General features: G+C 38.0%; 18 protein-coding genes. 4 read left to right on the forward strand and 14 right to left on the reverse strand.

Annotated elements, in window-relative coordinates; genetic code table 11:
- Positions 1–124 precede the first annotated feature (124 nt).
- The 3 genes from QNI15_RS03810 (at position 125) to QNI15_RS03820 (ending at position 3,339) form a co-directional block, all read left to right on the forward strand.
- Positions 125–1,771, forward strand: coding sequence for a leucine-rich repeat domain-containing protein (locus tag QNI15_RS03810; protein WP_314030599.1), 1,647 nt, complete (start codon positions 125–127; stop codon positions 1,769–1,771).
- 131 nt (positions 1,772–1,902) lie between these two features.
- Complete coding sequence (locus QNI15_RS03815) at positions 1,903–2,499, forward strand: hypothetical protein (protein WP_314030601.1); 597 nt, start codon at positions 1,903–1,905, stop codon at positions 2,497–2,499.
- Between the two features lie 285 nt (positions 2,500–2,784).
- Positions 2,785–3,339, forward strand: coding sequence for a hypothetical protein (locus QNI15_RS03820; protein WP_314030602.1), 555 nt, complete (start codon positions 2,785–2,787; stop codon positions 3,337–3,339).
- A gap of 194 nt (positions 3,340–3,533) precedes the next feature.
- On the opposite strand, the gene QNI15_RS03825 is transcribed toward QNI15_RS03820, so the two are convergent.
- The 5 genes from QNI15_RS03825 to QNI15_RS03845 all read right to left on the reverse strand — a co-directional run bounded on the left by QNI15_RS03825 (position 3,534) and on the right by QNI15_RS03845 (position 5,628).
- Entirely contained in the window at positions 3,534–4,055 is a 522-nt protein-coding gene (locus QNI15_RS03825) for an N-acetylmuramoyl-L-alanine amidase (RefSeq protein WP_314030604.1), read from the reverse strand.
- A gap of 100 nt (positions 4,056–4,155) precedes the next feature.
- Positions 4,156–4,446: a hypothetical protein gene (locus QNI15_RS03830; protein ID WP_314030606.1), complete on the reverse strand. Its 291-nt coding sequence runs from the start codon at positions 4,444–4,446 to the stop codon at positions 4,156–4,158.
- A gap of 82 nt (positions 4,447–4,528) precedes the next feature.
- Positions 4,529–4,714 carry a hypothetical protein gene (locus tag QNI15_RS03835; RefSeq protein WP_314005108.1) on the reverse strand — a complete coding sequence of 62 codons (186 nt, stop codon included), beginning with the start codon at positions 4,712–4,714 and terminating at the stop codon, positions 4,529–4,531.
- A gap of 2 nt (positions 4,715–4,716) precedes the next feature.
- Positions 4,717–5,043 carry a hypothetical protein gene (locus QNI15_RS03840; protein WP_314030608.1) on the reverse strand — a complete coding sequence of 109 codons (327 nt, stop codon included), beginning with the start codon at positions 5,041–5,043 and terminating at the stop codon, positions 4,717–4,719.
- 165 nt (positions 5,044–5,208) lie between these two features.
- Positions 5,209–5,628, reverse strand: coding sequence for a hypothetical protein (locus QNI15_RS03845; protein WP_314030609.1), 420 nt, complete (start codon positions 5,626–5,628; stop codon positions 5,209–5,211).
- Between the two features lie 387 nt (positions 5,629–6,015).
- Here QNI15_RS03845 and QNI15_RS03850 point away from each other — a divergent pair, with 387 nt between their 5' ends.
- A complete protein-coding gene (locus QNI15_RS03850) occupies positions 6,016–10,239 on the forward strand; it encodes an NACHT domain-containing protein (protein WP_314030610.1) in 4,224 nt (1,407 codons plus the stop codon).
- Between the two features lie 3 nt (positions 10,240–10,242).
- Here the strand turns inward: QNI15_RS03850 and QNI15_RS03855 are convergent, their stop codons facing one another.
- The 9 genes from QNI15_RS03855 to QNI15_RS03885 form a co-directional block, all read right to left on the reverse strand.
- Complete coding sequence (locus tag QNI15_RS03855; RefSeq protein WP_314030612.1) at positions 10,243–11,634, reverse strand: hypothetical protein; 1,392 nt, start codon at positions 11,632–11,634, stop codon at positions 10,243–10,245.
- Positions 11,627–12,832 (reverse strand): phospholipase D family protein, encoded by a 1,206-nt coding sequence (locus QNI15_RS03860; protein ID WP_314030614.1) that lies wholly within the window; start codon positions 12,830–12,832, stop codon positions 11,627–11,629. Before QNI15_RS03860 ends, QNI15_RS03855 begins: the two co-directional genes overlap by 8 nt.
- Before the next feature lie 136 nt (positions 12,833–12,968).
- Positions 12,969–13,274 carry a helix-turn-helix domain-containing protein gene (locus QNI15_RS03865; RefSeq protein WP_314030615.1) on the reverse strand — a complete coding sequence of 102 codons (306 nt, stop codon included), beginning with the start codon at positions 13,272–13,274 and terminating at the stop codon, positions 12,969–12,971.
- 378 nt (positions 13,275–13,652) lie between these two features.
- Positions 13,653–13,859 (reverse strand): integrase core domain-containing protein, encoded by a 207-nt coding sequence (locus tag QNI15_RS38955; RefSeq protein ID WP_390902158.1) that lies wholly within the window; start codon positions 13,857–13,859, stop codon positions 13,653–13,655.
- A 115-nt stretch (positions 13,860–13,974) separates the two neighbouring features.
- Entirely contained in the window at positions 13,975–14,226 is a 252-nt protein-coding gene (locus QNI15_RS03870) for a DDE-type integrase/transposase/recombinase (RefSeq protein ID WP_314030914.1), read from the reverse strand.
- Positions 14,227–14,302: 76 nt separating this feature from the next.
- Positions 14,303–14,452 (reverse strand): IS3 family transposase, encoded by a 150-nt coding sequence (locus QNI15_RS38960; protein WP_390902156.1) that lies wholly within the window; start codon positions 14,450–14,452, stop codon positions 14,303–14,305.
- Between the two features lie 154 nt (positions 14,453–14,606).
- Positions 14,607–14,894 carry a transposase gene (locus tag QNI15_RS03875; RefSeq protein ID WP_314030617.1) on the reverse strand — a complete coding sequence of 96 codons (288 nt, stop codon included), beginning with the start codon at positions 14,892–14,894 and terminating at the stop codon, positions 14,607–14,609.
- A 79-nt stretch (positions 14,895–14,973) separates the two neighbouring features.
- Positions 14,974–16,032: a hypothetical protein gene (locus tag QNI15_RS03880; protein WP_314030619.1), complete on the reverse strand. Its 1,059-nt coding sequence runs from the start codon at positions 16,030–16,032 to the stop codon at positions 14,974–14,976.
- 99 nt (positions 16,033–16,131) lie between these two features.
- Positions 16,132–17,616 carry a hypothetical protein gene (locus QNI15_RS03885; RefSeq protein WP_314030620.1) on the reverse strand — a complete coding sequence of 495 codons (1,485 nt, stop codon included), beginning with the start codon at positions 17,614–17,616 and terminating at the stop codon, positions 16,132–16,134.
- Positions 17,617–17,764 lie beyond the last annotated feature (148 nt).

Below are 17,764 nucleotides of genomic sequence, written 5' to 3' on the forward strand. Positions count from 1 at the left end.
ATTATCAATATATTTGCATTTTATTACATGAAAAACAAAGCCAAAAAACACTAATTATTTGACAGGCAGCCATATAAGTATAAATATTACTTAACCAGAAACCACCTTCTCACTTTGTTATCCTATGAACCATTTATCTACCTGTTTTTATATATACTTTACAAAAGAAATCTTTTTCTATTTACTCTTACTGACAGCTATAGAAACAGTAGGAATAAACAACCTAAATGGACAGACTGGTACCCATTCCTCCTTTAAATCAAGTACGGTTACCAACACAAAAAACAACAAAGGCAAGGCTCTTTCTGATGTAAATAGAACAGACTCACTCGCTTTTGTAAAATCTCCAGTATATACTTCCTTGCAAGAAGCTCTCAAAAATCCTAAGAAGATTTATAAGCTTAAACTAGCTAATCTAGATTCTCTACCTATTTCAATTGGCTCATTTCCTAATTTGAAAGTATTAGATCTATCAGGTTCACATCTGAAAACACTTCCATCTCAAATTGGAAATCTGAAACAACTGCAGGTGCTCAAAGCCGATTCAAATCAACTCTCTTCTTTGCCAGAATCGATTACTCAACTCAAAGAGCTACAATTTCTTTCGCTGACTCATAACAAGCTGACGTCTCTACCTGAAAAGATCGATTCGTTGCCTAATCTGAAAAGCCTGCAAATTCGGGGTAATGCAGAACTTAATCGCCTGCTTTCCAAAGATGAACTGGCTATGACTAAAACCTTTCAGTCACTGGAAGAAGCGCTAGCTCATCCGGATCAGGTGTATAAACTAGCGTTGAGCAAAGTGACTCAGCTACCTGAATCGATTGGTAGTCTGAAAAATCTGCAATCGCTTTCGGTAGACAATGGGGCACTCACGACACTGCCCAATCAGATTACTAAGCTAACTAAATTGCAGGATTTGTCACTGATTAATAATTCGATCAAGGAGTTACCTGCTTCAATTGGAAAGCTGCCCAACCTGCAAAACCTGAATCTCTCACTCAATCCACTCGAAAAGCTGCCATCTGAACTAGGTAATCTTTCCAAACTTGAATCGCTAACAGCGTTACAGAACCGGATTTCTTCTCTGCCGGCAGAACTAGGCAATTTATCTTCATTGAAATCGCTGAATCTAACAGGCAACCAGTTAACTTCTCTGCCAGAATCGATTGGAAAGCTTGATAACCTGGAACAGTTGAATCTGATGGGAAATAAGCTGGAGAAACTGCCATCCTCTCTGGGAGATATTTCCAAACTGGAAAAGTTGAATCTGTTTGGAAATAAACTAACCTCACTGCCCGAATCCATCAGTAAACTCGAAAAGCTTCAGTCATTGAATCTGTCCCAGAACGCTTTACAAACACTGCCTGCTCTGGATGGACTCAAAGGACTAGAATCCCTTTCGTTGAATGAAAATCCACTCATTGAACTTCCTTCGTCTATTGGCGAACTAGCCAATCTGAAAGAATTGAATTTGGCAGGAGGAAAACTGAGCAGTTTGCCCGAATCCATTGGTAAACTGAAAAACCTTTCCTCACTGGATCTGTCAGCCAATCAGTTATCGAGCTTGCCGTCTTCCATTGGCGGACTCGAGAAATTAGAATCACTCGATGTCTGGTCCAATAAGATTACTTCGTTGCCAGAGCAGATTAATGGCTTAAGCAGCTTGCATGATCTGAAATTACCTACTCAGTTTCTGTCACGAACTGAACTGGATAAGCTCCGGATGAGTCTGATGAAAACCAAAGTGGTTTCGCTGTCTGGACTATAATACATCTGATTATAACACATCAAACTCTGATCTATCAGAGTATAATACACCACCTAACCGTATACTAAAAGCAGGGCATTAACATCCTAGAACTGCCCTGTTTGCTTCCATACCTACCTTGAAATGTCTTAATGAAATCTTTCCTCCTTTTACTCTGTTTTCTTGTTCTGGCAACTACACCTCTTCTAGCACAGACGAGTAAATCCGATTCGTTGTATACTCCCCGAAGCGATCAAAAGAAAAAGGCAAAAAACAGGCCGTGGGTATTTGCTGGCAATGTCAGCTTTCAGATTAAACCGCTACTGATCAATGCTTCTCCCCTGTTGGGGTATAAATTCACAGACAACCTGGTAGCAGGTTTGGGTCCTACCTATATTTACAACAAAGAAGGGTTGGTTTCTCCAGTGGCTACTAGTAAACCGGGTCCGATGCATGTATATGGAGGCAGGGTATTTGTAGCCAGAAGATTATATAAGCCTTTGTTCTTACAGGCAGAGACTGAGGCATTGAATTACCCTTATTTTGATGACAGAGAAGACAAAAGGCGTGACTGGGTGGTGAACCCTCTGGCGGGATTGTCGTTAAACATGAATACGGGTGGGAAATCGTTTTTCCAGATCACAGTGCTCTATAACTTTAATTACAACAACAACGATTTTAATAAACAGCTTTATAATTCTCCCTGGGTGTTTCGTCTGGGAGCTGGATTAGGGGGAGGAAAAAAGTAAAAGTATTATCAGTTTAAACTACAGAAAACAAATCTTTAATCGCATAGTTATGAGTTCTTGTTATTCTAAAACTTAAAAAATAGCATTCAGGTACAAACTAACTCTATATTCAATATTTGACATAGAAATTTCTATCTCATTGTCCAAGCTGATTACTAATTAATTTTTTGTTTCCTTGTAATGCAACTTAAAGGCCTGTAAAACTTATCTTCAGATATTAATTCTATCAAAACTAATTTTAAAACTATTGTTAATCTGCCACTATGGCTACACCTTTACTAAACTATGCTAAAACGTGATGATTATTTAACTCTTATTGAGGAAATTAGAAATACAGATAAAAAGTCTTTAGACGAGTATATAGAAAAGGTTTTAGAACCATTACGAAGCGAAAACCGCAATTTTATTGAAATTCTATACAAAGATATTCATTACCTCCTAAACGATCTTCAGAAAGAAGATGACTTAGTTATTGAAAACGGAGATTTAGTAATAGAAGATGGAGATTTAAAACTAACAGGTTATGAGTCTAGACTACGTAGTTTATCTATTTGGTTACATATTGAGATTTGCAATAAATTTATAGAAACTCATCCATTGACATTCACTGAAGAACTAGAGAATTTTGAGGAAAACTATTTAAATAAGTCAGACTATACTCCTGAATTCAAATCAAAGCTTGATGCACTACGAAGAAGTATAAAAAAAGAAAAAAAATTGAATTCCGGGGAAAAAGAAACCTTTTGGCAGAAGTTATGGGATTTAGATAATATTGAACTAAAACCCAATGTTGCAGGTGTTGGAGTAAATTTAAATAACTTTTTTAATAAATTCAGGTAAAACAATACCAATTATCTCAACTTGCTATTTACCCAACTCATCTGAAGAAGGCTATTTAAAGTCAACAGAAATAAGGTTAAACAGCAGAAATGTACCTATACATCCTTACGTACAGGTAAAAAATCCATTGAGTTAATATTGTCACTGATTTTAAATAACAAAGCCGACTTTTACAGAGTCGGCTTTTGCATTTTTTATCGTTTCCATTGCTGTTTAAAATACCGTTCATAGCCAAACGGATCACGCCACTCGATGTTATGTTCGGGGATGCCTAGCTGCTTGAGCCAGGTTGGGACAAAGAAGCTCGGACAGCCTTTGTTATCAAATTGATTATGCCCAGCAATTTTGACATTGGGTGCATAGCATAGCACTTCTCCTATTATGTCCAACATGGTTGAGATCTGTTGAGGGGTGCGGCTGTCTAGAGGGGCTTTGTGGGAAGAATCCAGACCGCCTACATAACACAGATGTCTGGAAATGGAGTTGATGCCTGCTACCCCATTGGTGATCTCAAAAGAGTCTATTATCTGGTCGTTGTTATGTTTGACGAACTGGTGACGCGAGCCATCTAACAGGATCAGATCGGAGTAGCCGACTTGTTTCCAGCCGTTGCCGTAGGGTTTGGGTTTGGTGTGCCAGCGTTTAACGTCTTCGGCAGATACCCAGCGTCCGGCGGGAGTGGCGGTGCAGTGAATGATTAAGTATTGGAATTTCATGGTTGGGGTGATTTAGCGGGTGAAGCGATGTTTGAGGAAAGGATCATTCGGATTGTTGAACAACCCAAATGATCCTGTGAGTGAGTATGGTTGTGGGTGATTATAGGACAATTAGCTCATCAACCCGGTCTGTCAGATCGGTGAGTTGATCGATCAGTTCGGTGACTTCCATATGCAGATCCTGGTTTTCACCTTCCAGCTCTTCGTTTTGTTCCTTGAGCATTTCCAGTTGTAGCTGGGTATCTTCGAGTAGTAATTGCAGGCGCTGGTTTTCGTTTTCAAGCAGCTTTTTCTCAAAGGCTAACTGTTCTTTGGCAAGGGTCAGACAGATGTTGTCAACGGTTAGGTTTGATTCACAAACAGGTTGAACGGCAGTAGTTGCGATAGTCATTTTGGTAGGGTTTGATAAAGAGTAATGGATAAGTAAGAAGGATAAAAACCAGAGGACAACGCTATGTCTGTCCTCTGGGGTATTACTTGGGATCTCGCATAGAGAAGAATCCGACAGTAGAGATAAAAGCCAGTAGCGAAACGAAAGATTGTGTGTCGATCCGGTTGATCATCCAGAGCAGGTATCCTGAAAAGGTAAAGAGCCCAAGAGTGGATGTTTTCCAGTTGTCCAATACAAACTGAATATAGTCGTATATCGATTTTGCCATATCTACTTGGGTTTAGGATGAAGAAAAGCCGCCTGTGTAATGATCTGTTTTAAGACCGAATCCTGAACTGTCACTCCCGTAGTTAGTGGGACAAGCTGCGCAGAATAGATAGGTGCATAGGTAAAGCTCTTGACATGTTTGATCTTCTCTACATCCAGCATTTGCACCGGATGACTGGCTACCTGTTTGGCTACAATTTGCTCAATCTGGCTGTAGTCAATCACTTCACAATCATATACTTCAGGCAGATTAAAATGATGCTCTACAAACAGGCCACTAGCCAAACCCACCACAAAACACAAAGCCGAAATCAGAATCAGTAGTTTCATAAAACGAATGAATAAAGGGTGAAACAAAGCAGAACCAGCTAAACGTACTCACAACAGAACGGTTACAAAAGAAGCAGTTGGCCAATGACCAAACTGCTTCCCCAAAACCACCAACCTATTCTGCTATTGTCTACGCTGCCTCTGCGTATACTCGTTGCCTATCGTTTAGCCTGCTGGCAAAGCAGCTTTACGAGTGGTTACTTCACTCATTGAGCCATCTACCACAGACAATCGCTGTTCAATCTCTCCCAACTCGGATTCATACAAAATCACAGCCGTAGTACCAAACTGAGCCTTCCGTTGCTGTAGCGTGAACAACCGATAGTCGGCACGTACCTTCCGGTTTTCCATCTCGGTTTTGGTGGCACTTTCAGGAAGGGCTGCGATGATCGAAATCAACGATTCTACCTCTGCTTCAGCAGCAGCCAGGTCTGCATCGATGGTTGACGCTCTGTCGGCTGCATTGTCTTTGCTGCGGGTAAGCGAAATCTGACGAAATTCCAGATTGCCTTTGATGCCTGACAGCTCATCAAGGACTTTGTCACAATCGGCTTGTGAGGTTAATAAGGCTACACTTAGTGCCATAGGTTGAAAAAGGGTTAGATGAAAAAAATAGTTAAAAAAACAGATAAAAAAATATCCGGATGCAGAAGAATGGACAGGGTAAAAAGTTTCGGTTGCGTTGTCTTTTTCTGACCGGATTAGTGATACAAAGATCGGGATTTGGACAATACAAAACTGACCATAGTTCGGATCATCCGATCTATGGTCACCCAATTATAATGGTCGTCTAACAACAAAATAAATCAGATTTTAAAGTCAATTGAAGACTATGTAGTAAGTATGGTATTGGCAAAACAGAGTTTGATTAACAAGTAACTCGCAAGTAGATACATACCTAAAATTACCCACTTTCGGGGATTGCAAGACTACAGTAGAAAATAGATATTGCATAAAATAACACACATTTAAATGGTTACTTATCCTTGGCAGCGAGTTTGGGTTTCAACAGGAACTACTAGAAATCACGATTATTACGGATTTCCATTTTATCAGTTAAATGATGGTCCTTACACTACCAAGAATGCATTCAAAATCGAAGAACTTGAAGATAAGCAATGTTTAATATTAATGGGAGAGCCAGGAAGTGGAAAAAGTACCGTAATAAACGAATATAAGCCTACTAATCCAGAAAGCTTATTTGCTTTACAGCCTTTGAATATTCATAGTAATAGTGATAATATTATCAAAGCTATCGAAACCAGTGAAGCTTTTAAACATTGGGAGGAAGTTAATTATCAGAAAGATTTCTTTCTCATTCTCGATAGTCTAGATGAAGCCCTATTACATGTTCCTGTTCTATATGGAGCAATTCGGGAATGGTTAAAAAGTGTCAAACAAAAATCCGGTGAACATTATAAAAACTTCAACCTTAGAATTACATGTAGAACTGCCGTATGGGATAGTTCCTTTACAGAAGAACTAAAAGCTATATTTAATCCAAAAGGATCAGATGAAAATAATGTATTTCAATTCGAATTAGCCTTATTATCTCAAGCACAAGCACGAGAAGCTGCTAAGATAAACGAACTAGATGAGGATTTATTTATTGAGCGGTTAACTAGTTTGCAATTAGCTGCTATGGCTATCAAGCCCATTACTCTTCAATTTTTATTACAATCATTCAAAGAGGGTCAATTAAATCAGAAGAGTGTTTTAAAGTCTGATATTTATCAAACAGGTTGTGAAAGACTCTGTATTGAAACTAATAAAGAAAGAAAACGTTCTGGAAAAACCGGAAAACTTGATCCTAAAAAACGTCTTCTCATTGCATCCCGTTTAGCTGCTTATACAACATTCTCCAATAAAGCAGGCATAGCCAAAGATTGGGATCACACTACCACAGAAGCTCTGTCTCCTAGTAGTTTTATAACGGATTCTTTCCAGATAAATGTTGATGATCATTCTATTGATGATAGCGCATTTAGGGAAGTTTTAGAAGTTACAAGCCTTTTCTCGGCTACAAGTAATGGTTTACTAACTTGGTCGCATAAAACCTATGAAGAATTCCTAGCTGCTTGGCATATATATCTACTACATTTACCTATTACACAATTAAAACAGCTTTTCTTATCAACCGAATATTCTCCTTATCAGTTGGTGCCACAATTGGAAGAAACTGCAATATGGTTATGCAGCATGAATCCCGAATTTCTTGAACTTATAATTCAGACTCAACCAAAACTTATTTTACGAATAGAGGATCATCTATTAGACGATGAGAAAAAGCGAATTATTGTGGATGCGTTGCTGAATTTGACGGATAAAAAGGAGATTGCAGATGAATGGCAGGACAAGACCTTTTACCCCAAATTATTTCACTCTCAGATTGATTCTCAACTCAAGCCATATCTTGAAGATAAGACAAAAAATTATGTTGTACGTCGCTTAACGACAAGAATTATAGAAGCTTGTAAAGTCTATGGACTAGAAGAAGAACTTTGGAAAGTAATTGAAGATAAAACCGAAACAATAGGATTACGTACTTATGCTGTTGAGGCTTTAGCTATTACCAAAGACGACAATTGGATAAAAAAACTGGTCCATCTTGGCTTAGAGCCTCAGGAAGAAGACATATATGATGATCTTAAAGGTACTATTTTAAAAATTATTTATCCAAGAGTGGTTTCTGTAACCACAGTTATTGAAGGATTAACTGAGTTTAAAAAGCGGAGTAAAGGACATGCTTACAGAAGTTTCATTGATCAATTGGCAGAACAAATACCTGACCATGATTTAGAAATAGCTCTTAATGCCTTTCTATCCAACAACGTGATACAAACGAATATAAATAATCACAATCATGATTTCGAATTATTCATAGACAATTTGCTTAATAAAGCCTGGAGCCAATCCTACATTGATGGAATAGCTCACTTACTCGCTAAATTTCTAATCAAATTACTCTCGCTCTATCGCAAGGTTTCTGTCATATCTGATGATTCTATTAGAAGAAAGGTAACTTATGAGGTTATCAAGTTAATAGATGAGAAATTAATTTTTAGACTTACTAGAATACATGACAGCAATCCACTGATTATCTTATCGGATTGGGATTGGTTAATTGAGATCTTGCAAATTGAAAAGGAAAGTGCTGTAAGAAGTAAAATCTCTCTATTGATAAGATCTATTCTCCCTATTAATACCCTTTCACAACAATATGTTGAAACCATTTTTTCTCTTGCTGATCAATTTACAGAATTTAAGGAAAGTTTCAAAGGATACCTTGAACCTATCGATTTGGAATCTGAAGATATAAAAGAAACAATAAAATACTATCAAGATTCTGAAAAATATGAAAAACAACGGGTTAAGAGAGAAAAAAGGGAATCAAAGTTTTCCCCTTTTGAACAAATTAACAAAGAGCTCAAATCTGTACAAAAACAAGATGCTGATTTAAAATCTTGGTACCAACTTATGTACTATGTTAGTTTAATTAAGAAAGATGGCGAATATTATGAAAATCATTTCGAGTTAAATATTGCAAAGTTGGGTGTATGGCATGAGTTATCAGAGGAATTGCAAAAAGATATTATCAAAGAAGCCTATAGGATCTTTGATAGCACAAAAAATAAAAGATATTCAATCTCTGACTTTCGAAATGGAAAGATATTTTATTCCACTATACATGAGTGTAAAGCATTACATTTAATATTAACCTATAATCCTGGCTTTATTAACAACTTACCCTTTGACTTCTACGATCATTGGGGCTCAATGATTTTATGGTCATATCTTGATAGATCTAGTGAAGCGTCAGAAACAGATTTACTTCTTGCAAATGCATATCATGAAAAGAATTATGGTCAGTTTCAAATTCAGTTAAAATTACTTCTCGAGCAGATGAATAACGACCATGGGCTTATTTATACTGAACTACAGAAATTATCCTTACTCTCATCAAAATTCTTTGACAAGAATACGGCTCAGATCCTTATTGATATACTTAATGATGACAAAAACAGGATTGATAATAAGCATTCGATTCTTAAATACATGGTTAAAGAACAGTTTAACTATATTAAAGATTACATATTAGAGAAGGTTGGAGATTTATCTGTACCTAAGGATGAGCCTGATATTTTAAATGTTATTTGTGGCGGACTGATGATTGCTCATGGTGATCTATTTGGCTGGGATAGTATTCTTAAACTAATAAAGTCTGATATAGGGCTAGGTGAGAAGTTATTTTTATCTACTGCCTATCACATTCGAGGCAGAGAAATACCTTCCATGTTTAATGGATCAATGATACTGCCTCAATTAGGGGAATTATTGATATGGTTATATCAAGTATTTCCAACCGATGAAGATCCTATACATGATGGAGCTTACTCACCTTCAGATCGTGATCATATTGCAGATATTAGGAATAGTTGTTTGACATATCTTATTCAATATGGGTCAATAGAATCAATAAATGTTCTTTCCAATGTAATTGAATCTTTACCAAATGAGATCTATCTTCCTTGGAGGTTGATTGATGCAAAAGAAAATATGAGAAAGAATACATGGAAACCTGAACATCCTAGTATTCTTAAAAAAGTATTACAAAATAAAGACAAACGATTTGTCAATAATGGAAATGATCTTCTAGAAATTGTCTGTCAATCATTAGATCGGCTCCAGAAAAAACTTCAAGGTGAAACACCGGCTGCACAGTTTCTCTGGAATACTAATATACAACCAACACACAAAGATGAAAATCAACTATCTGATTATGTAAAAAATCATTTAGAGGAAGACCTGCATAATAGAGGGATAATTGCGCAAAGAGAAGTAGAGATTAAAAGAGGTACAGGATTAGGGGATGGAGAACGAACCGATATTTATGTTTCTGCTTTTGTCCCATACACACAAGACATTGTACAAGTTGTTATTGAAACAAAAGGTTGTTGGCATAGAGAACTAGAAAATGCTATGGAAAAACAGTTAAGAGATGACTATTTGAATCACTATAAAGCTCAACATGGACTTTATTTAGTTGGCTGGTTTTATGGTAATCATTTTCCTATACCACAAAGTTCAACATTGAGATCAATTGAAGCTATGAGATTACATTTTGAACAACAAGCATTAACACTTTCAAACTCAATGGCAACTTTAAGAAGTTTTATTTTGGATTGTAGCATATGATTATTATATATAAGGTACTACTTCTTCCCCTTGTCCTGCCCATTGTTCGCCAGAGCAACGGTTGAAATATTTGTCTTTATAACTAAAAATATAAAGCAAAGAAACTTCAATATACCAAAGTGCCATTTGAAGGGCTTCATATTTTGCGTTATTGCTTATTTCAGCCAGCGTTTTTCTCTTCTTACTTTGAGAATGGATAATCGCATTACGGATTTGAACGAATGCTTCGACTCCGTCTTCTAACTTTTCACTACTGACATATGACTGTAATGAAGAGAGAGCAATTGGAACCTGTGGGCTTATTTTCAATTGTGAAAGTATAAGTCTGATTTTATTAGCCGCTGAAAGCGTTTCTGCATCCTGACCTATAATCATTCTCTTTTTCTCTATAATTAACCAATTATAAATCAGTTCTAATGCAGTTTGGGCCATTACAATAGATCCCTCTACAAATCCAGAATTGCCATTAGCCTCAACATACCAGTGGAGTGCTGTTACAATAAAATCTTCTTCCTCAGCCCACAATTTGGAAAAGTTTTGCCATAACTCATTTAGGCCAGTTGTGGAATGCTGAGTAGGCCAGGAAGGAACATAATGAGTGTATTGATCAATAATTCGTGGAGAAACTTCTGTCCATTTGACTTCCTCATCAAAAATACCTTCTAATAAAATTGGGCTAGTCCGCCTACCATTTAAAAAAGCTAGAAATCGAGAAAAACAACTAATCAGATCTTGGGCATCTTGATAATTGATTGCTCCTTTCTTTTTTATTATTTCTCCTGAGTAAAGTATAGCATAACCGCCTTGTGATTCGAGTAGTTTTTTTATAACTGGAAATTGCGGGGATTTATCCAGAACAATTTCAAAAGAATTATTTTCAAAGTATAATCTACTATTAAATGCTTTTAGCTTTCCTGAATCTAACAAAGATTGTGTTACTTCTCCATGAAAATCACGAAGATTCGGAACTACAAATCGTACTTTGTCAACAGAAACAGACTTATCATTCAGAATCATTTCCCCTATACATTTTCCAGCCAAAGTTGAAGACTCAGAAGAAGAATGATTTGTCAATATAGCTTTTGACACTACTAACCCATCAACAACTACTTCCAGACCCTTACTTGATTGCATCATCAAAAAGACATCTTTCAGATTGGTTTGTACTATACCTTTAAAAATGACACCTGGTCGTGGAAACCAATTAAGGCTAATCGTACCATTTACAGTTGAGGTATATTGATCTTGTTGTAAAATGAATTCACTTTGATATAATGTGATTGCTTGATTGGGTGTATCAATAGCAAGTGGTGAGACAATTGTTTGCGGAAGATTTGTAAAAGAATCAATCATTTGAAATAATAAGAAAGAGTTAAACTTCACTGCGTTACTCATATTCATAATAGATCGCATCCAGATAGGCTGCTCTTGCCTCACTTATTTCTATTTCTTCCTGTGTAGTAGGCTTTGGATTAAGCCACCATTCTGAATCATAAATTCTTTCAATTACATCTTCCCAGTAACCTATATAATCTATATTTGAATAAACTAAATCAAAGTCTTTACAAAACTGCTTCTGATTTTTGGAAGTTAGACAATAGAATGTATCAGGTCTTTTCATCGCTAAAAGCCTTGTTGCAGTAGCGATGTAATCTCCATCAAATGCTTTAGTAAAATATTGTATGTAATTGTCATAATGCGCTCTGGTTATCTGTCCCTTTAATGGAATTTGATCTAAAGCTGATGATATATTCTTATCGTTTTCAATAATCCTGTTCTTAAAAATCCCAGCCCCTCTCATACTTCCAAAATATGCCCAAATCTCTTCACGATCATTTTTATTAAATTTATTGGGAATTCCTGCAATAAACTTTCTTTCATCATCTGTAAGATCACAGAAATGTACTTTTCGTTCAAACATTTTTTTAGTGGTTTCGATTACTTTTAGCCGTCTCTTTACACCATCAGGATCTATAGTCCTAACTCTTTCAATAAATTCTTCCCATGTCATATGTGTGACTGGTACTTCATAAATGGGCTTTACTTTACGGTTTCCTGTACTTCGGTATAATCCTGAAAGACTATTGAGCTTTGGACGGAGATTCTTCCATGTTTTTTGATAATTTTCAAGTTCCTTTTCTGTGAATTGTCTTGCATCATTCCAGGCTGAATTGACTAACCCAAATGCAGTTTTTAATACTTCATTTTTAGGATCATCGCTACTTTTAATAAGAGTAATAGCTTCCGTATTTTTAGTAAAAGCTTCATTAGTGAAGTTTGCACTTCCAATTAGTATTTCCCAATCTTCGTTTGTATTGTAGAACAGATAAACTTTAGGATGAAATGTACCTTGTGGTTGTTGGACAAAACGAACATATTCGTTTTTAAGGAAGAAGGAAATAAAATCAGGATGAGTTTGGTAGAAATGCAACCCAACAACAATTTTTCGAATTTTGTCTTGATTGTTTCTTAAGTTATCAAATTGTTTAGAACTGGCCCCTGCCCATGCTACAGTCCAATAATATTCATTGTATTGCTTTGCAAGACGTTCAAACTCCTTACTGAGTTCATTTGGAGTTATAATTAATTTCATGATAAAAAAGATATTTCCAGAAGGCTTATCATCAAGTTGTTCTAAATTCAATATCAATTAATTATATTCTGTTAATTTAAGCAAGTAAAAGGAGTGTTTTACTTGCTTAATGTCAATACCCCAAATGAGGTATTTCTTAACTAGATATTGCATTTTTCACCACCGGCTCTCCTACTCCAGTAAATAGCCAATGCACATTGGCCTGATAGGTGGCATGTAAGCACCAGAGAAAAAAACAACTTGGTAGCTGGTGACCTTTTTCCAGAGAAGACAGATTGCCCTGGGCTACTCCCATGCGTTGCGCAAATTCGCGTTGGGAGAGGTTGAGTATGTCCATTCGAAAGAGGCGGATGCGTTCGCCGATGTCTTTTAGATTCATGGTATGGCTGGTTTGGTTTCGTGTGTATTTAGTTGCTTGTCTGCTGACCGGAAGTACGGTCATGCAGGTTGGTGACTGGAACTATGGTCAGCCAAGAGTTTGACTGGAAGTATGGTCATTCTCTAAAGTGAACAGAGATCGAATATTTCTGGAAAGCGACTGGTATTCCAGTCAAAACGAAAAACGACCGGAACTCTGGTCAAAACCAAAAGCGAACAAAGTTCCGGTCATTTTGAAAAGTGATTTGATTTCTGTTCACTTGCCTTGCTGAACATTTCTCTGGTTACTCAACTATCGTTTACAATTTTGACCATAGTTCGGATATTTCTTCTGAGTGACCGGAGTTACGGTCACTACTCAGTGTGAACATAACTCCGGTCAACATTCCAGATAATTGCTTTTGAGGTACTCCCTAATGTTAGGACCAACAAGTGGTAATTCTTAGTTGAAAACAGATTCTACCTTTATTGAATAAAATCGTGAAGCTGGTGTGCTCCGACCAATGCCTTGGTGGTGTTTTTGATAATTGTACCTTTCAAAGAACTCGCTTAGCCCTTGATACAATTGCCAGCCATCTTCTGGAGGATTTAAGTAAAGGTATTCATATTTTACCGTTCTCCACAAACGCTCAATAAAAACATTGTCGATAGCTCAATCCCAGATCAAGCCTGGTTGAGGTTTTCCTTTTCCATCCATAGAAATTTGAATGTTTTCATTTTTCAGATACTCAACCCATTTTTTGCAGGTAAATTGACTACCTTGATCATCGGAGCGTCATGCTCCATTTGATAATTTGACATTTTCCATAAGAGATAATAGCTATCTGTAACGTATTAATAACCCATTCAGCCTGCATACTATTGGAAATATCCCAACCTACCACAAAACGGGAGTAAACATCTAGAATTGCAACCAGATACATAAAACCTTTACTCATAGGTATGTACGTAATATCTATTTGCCAAACTTGATTCTTTTCTGTAATGAACAGATTCTTAAGTAAATATGGATAAATATATTCTGCTTTTCCTAATTTACTTGAACCTCAAATGAGACTTGATCTCAGGTTCGATTGGGCTTGGGATAAATAGCTAATATTCCCATTGTCTCTGCAACGTCATTCGTAAAAGTCTTCTGACTCGTTTATGATTAACTACATATCCCTCAGATCGCAAATAATCCTGCATTTGCAAAACGCCCTCAGTTGGAAAGTTTAGATAACGCTCATCCAATAGTCTCATTAACCCGCGACAGAGCCTGCATCTGGGTTCGCTAAATTTTCACTTGTTTCTGTTGCTGCCTGGTAGTAGAGTCCACTTCGATGGAGCTTCAGTAAAACACACTGAATCCGAATGCTAAGTTGATTTTCTCGCTCTATCATGGATCTACGCTCAGTTAATGAAGCTTTTTCAAGCTTTTTTTTAGAAATTCATTTTCTAATTCAAGCCTTCCTATTCGAGCATATAAGGGATCAGGATCAATCTTTTCTTCTGATTCTTGCTCAGAATCCTTTTCAAAAATAGAGGTAGCTTTCTCCAAAAACTCTTGCTTCCACTTACTAATCATATTTGCATGAACCTCAAACTTCTTGGATAATTCCGCTAAAGTTTGCTTGTCTTTTATGGCTTCCAGAGCTACTTTAGCCTTAAAGCTGGCCGTATATTTTTTGCGTTTTCCTTTCATTTGATCACTAGTTTAGTTTTTATTTTTCATCTTAACTAGTGGTCCTAAATTTGGGGAGTAGCACATTTTTACCCTCTGTTTAAGATGCTTTGGTTTTGGATTTTTCCTGAACCTTCTTCCATTCTGCCTTGAGCCATTCGACCAATTCAGGTTGTCGGTACGTTTCGTAGTAATCCACATAATAGAGGTATTCCTGTTCGGTCATATGGTCCATATACAGCGTCAGCTCAGCTATAATTCGCTGGCGGTTTTCGCTTTCTGTCAACGGCTTAGGCCGAGGCATTTTGGAAGTGGGTTTGTTTGCCTCTGCAAATACTGCATCCAGGTCTACCCCTATCTCAGGCCTGTTGGTTGTGGTTGATTTGGTGTCCTGTTCGGCTGACAACTTCTGGGCAATCTTCTGAGCAGACAGGCTTTGGAAAGGCTCTCTGAACTGTTCAGGGGCTTTGTCCAGGTTGCTCACAATGTCATACAAAATCGAACTTTGCGAATACTTCAGGTCTTTGTGTTTCTGATCACGCAAGGCTTCTTTTTCCTGACGGTACTTTCGCAGAAACTCCCCTAGCTTGATAAAATCAAATGACTCATAGAGCTGCCCATACTTACCACTTTTGGTATTACGAAGGCATAGCAGCACATCGGTCAGTGACAGATCCCTGAACTCCAGTTGTACCAGACTTGCCATTTCTACCGTTTGTGTCAGTGCTGGCGTATGTTTGACAGTAACCGATTCGGTAAACTGCTTGATGAGCACAAACAACAATCGATTTACGGTTTCATCGCTCTGTGATCGGGCAAATACATCCAGAGACGGAGCTCGCAGGGCATTTTCACAGGTAGCGTACTGATGCATCTGTGCAATGATGGCCGATAGGTCTGCATCCAGTCGCTGGGTATTGTACAGAATGGCCTCATCTTTCTGTGCTATCCCATTCACCGCTTCAAGCAAGGTAGAGGCATAGATCTGGTATTTTTTGTCGGTCGTAAGGTGCACAGGCAGATTGTTTTGCCGTTGCCATTCCAGCAGGCGGTCAATGCGGGTATCAGCCTGTTTGAGCAGGCTTTTCTCATACAAAAAACCCGATTGCGATTGAGAACCAGAGGAGGGAACCGTGTTCCCACGTTGAATCGTTGTCATAGCTTACAGTTTAAAAAAGTGTATAAAAATTAAATGGGAATTATAGTGTTTGTAGCCTCTGGTGCGGAACAGTCTCATACACCGGAAGTTCTGTAGACTCTATCGGTTATGTCTTCCCCTGGACTGGAGTAGCAACTGCACCGTTTCATACTCCTGATCCTGCAAAGGCGCAAAAGGTCCCCGATCCCCTCCCCCATTGCCTGACTTGATAGCGGCATAGTACTTTTCGAAAAACCGGTTCAGGTCGTTTGGTGTTGTATGCCCATTGTCCCGATACCAGGTAGGAATCTTTTCCAGTAGGCTCTGGAAGGAATGGATTACTGATTCATCAGGAATCTCTGCCAGATTTAGATCGGGTTGCTGCCATTGTACAGCGATTTTGTAGCGGATCTGTTCCAATACCTGTTTGAGAAACTTGTCGTCGCGCCCATAGACCCATTTATAAGCCACGAACTGTCTCAGATAACCCTCTCGACAGGGCACAAGACACGGATCGACTGGAGTAGCCTTAGAATCGGTTTTAAGGCTATGAACATTTTGCATAGGTTCATTCTGCTGGCCGGCGTGTTGGGGCTTGCTTACTTTTAGGATAGGGAGACCTTCGGACTGAGTATCTTTCTTAGGGGAGGGGGCCGGCGCAACCTGGGGAGGGGTTACTATAGCAGCTTCTACAACAGTTTGGTTCTGTTCTTCGCTCTTCAAAAAATTTTCTAGCTTCTCCCCTGCTTTTTCTTTTTGAGAAAACTCTTCCTGATTTGAAAATTGAAAATCTTGCGCGCATGCGCTTTTTTCTGTTATTGTATTGTTATTATTTTTGTTTTTATAGTTGTAATTATTACTGTTACTATATATGTTATTATAGTGTGCATTTGGTTCACAAGCCAAGCGATCCAAATACATAAGCTGCTCACTAGTTTGTTCAGAACCCAACTGCATGATTGTACCAGATGCCTCTGTTGGAATTTCAGAACCTGTCTGCTTACTCATTTCAGTAGTATGCATATCTTTCACAGGTACGTTCATCGTTTGGACAGAACTACTCTGTGAAGACTGCATAGGCTGAGTATCCTTCTTTGCATGGGTAATGTGAAAATGTGGCATAGTATCCTGATTCTGTTCAGTATCAGTCTGCAAACTGTTCACAGGCTCTTGTATAGGTTGTACATGTGTAGCTTGTGCATGACCATCAGATGAATTATGCACCGACTCTCTGTATTTTAACTGAATGTTTCGCTTGTGAATTTTATACAAAGCTTCAATATCTAGCTCGGCATCTGGCTCAGAAGTGAGGGTAGGTAATCCTCCTTCTTTCTGGCATTTGCGAAAGGCATCTTTCCAGGCTTTGCTTGCCCGGATAAAGCGTGACTTTTCATCCACCTCCACCAAGCCTTTTTCTGTTAGCTGATGCAAGGAGTTAAATACCCAGCGCGAACCCATCCGAACCCGTTTGGCCATTTCCTCCCGTGAGGCAAAACACCATCCGTTTTGAGCCGACAATCCATCAATTAAATATACCAGTGCGTATTCAGGCATTGAAAGATCAAAGTGTTCAAGCAGGTCATGATAAACAAGTGTGTATTGCATAGTGATATGTGATAAAAAGGGTGAAAAGATGAATGAATTAGACGATTGGGTTTAGGCAATAGAATTCCACCACCTGATGGTTAGATCAGGCAAATGCAGCCAGAAGCAATTCCTGTGCATTGGGAATGAGAAACGACAAAGAGATTAC

This window comes from Xanthocytophaga flava, assembly GCF_030068545.1.
Lineage (GTDB): Bacteria > Bacteroidota > Bacteroidia > Cytophagales > 172606-1 > Xanthocytophaga > Xanthocytophaga flava.

What these genes read in the sequence shown, in the direction of transcription:
- QNI15_RS03815 (WP_314030601.1), top strand. Translation starts at nt 1,903, where the DNA reads ATGAAATCTTTCCTCCTTTTACTCTGTTTTCTTGTTCTGGCAACTACA.
- QNI15_RS03875 (WP_314030617.1), bottom strand. Translation starts at nt 14,894, where the DNA reads ATGAAAGGAAAACGCAAAAAATATACGGCCAGCTTTAAGGCTAAAGTA.
- QNI15_RS03845 (WP_314030609.1), bottom strand. Translation starts at nt 5,628, where the DNA reads ATGGCACTAAGTGTAGCCTTATTAACCTCACAAGCCGATTGTGACAAA.
- QNI15_RS03885 (WP_314030620.1), bottom strand. Translation starts at nt 17,616, where the DNA reads ATGCAATACACACTTGTTTATCATGACCTGCTTGAACACTTTGATCTT.
- QNI15_RS03850 (WP_314030610.1), top strand. Translation starts at nt 6,016, where the DNA reads ATGGTTACTTATCCTTGGCAGCGAGTTTGGGTTTCAACAGGAACTACT.
- QNI15_RS03810 (WP_314030599.1), top strand. Translation starts at nt 125, where the DNA reads ATGAACCATTTATCTACCTGTTTTTATATATACTTTACAAAAGAAATC.
- QNI15_RS03860 (WP_314030614.1), bottom strand. Translation starts at nt 12,832, where the DNA reads ATGAAATTAATTATAACTCCAAATGAACTCAGTAAGGAGTTTGAACGT.
- QNI15_RS03880 (WP_314030619.1), bottom strand. Translation starts at nt 16,032, where the DNA reads ATGACAACGATTCAACGTGGGAACACGGTTCCCTCCTCTGGTTCTCAA.
- QNI15_RS03840 (WP_314030608.1), bottom strand. Translation starts at nt 5,043, where the DNA reads ATGAAACTACTGATTCTGATTTCGGCTTTGTGTTTTGTGGTGGGTTTG.
- QNI15_RS03855 (WP_314030612.1), bottom strand. Translation starts at nt 11,634, where the DNA reads ATGAGTAACGCAGTGAAGTTTAACTCTTTCTTATTATTTCAAATGATT.
- QNI15_RS03825 (WP_314030604.1), bottom strand. Translation starts at nt 4,055, where the DNA reads ATGAAATTCCAATACTTAATCATTCACTGCACCGCCACTCCCGCCGGA.
- QNI15_RS03835 (WP_314005108.1), bottom strand. Translation starts at nt 4,714, where the DNA reads ATGGCAAAATCGATATACGACTATATTCAGTTTGTATTGGACAACTGG.
- QNI15_RS03830 (WP_314030606.1), bottom strand. Translation starts at nt 4,446, where the DNA reads ATGACTATCGCAACTACTGCCGTTCAACCTGTTTGTGAATCAAACCTA.
- QNI15_RS03865 (WP_314030615.1), bottom strand. Translation starts at nt 13,274, where the DNA reads ATGACCGTACTTCCGGTCAGCAGACAAGCAACTAAATACACACGAAAC.
- QNI15_RS38960 (WP_390902156.1), bottom strand. Translation starts at nt 14,452, where the DNA reads ATGAGACTATTGGATGAGCGTTATCTAAACTTTCCAACTGAGGGCGTT.
- QNI15_RS03820 (WP_314030602.1), top strand. Translation starts at nt 2,785, where the DNA reads ATGCTAAAACGTGATGATTATTTAACTCTTATTGAGGAAATTAGAAAT.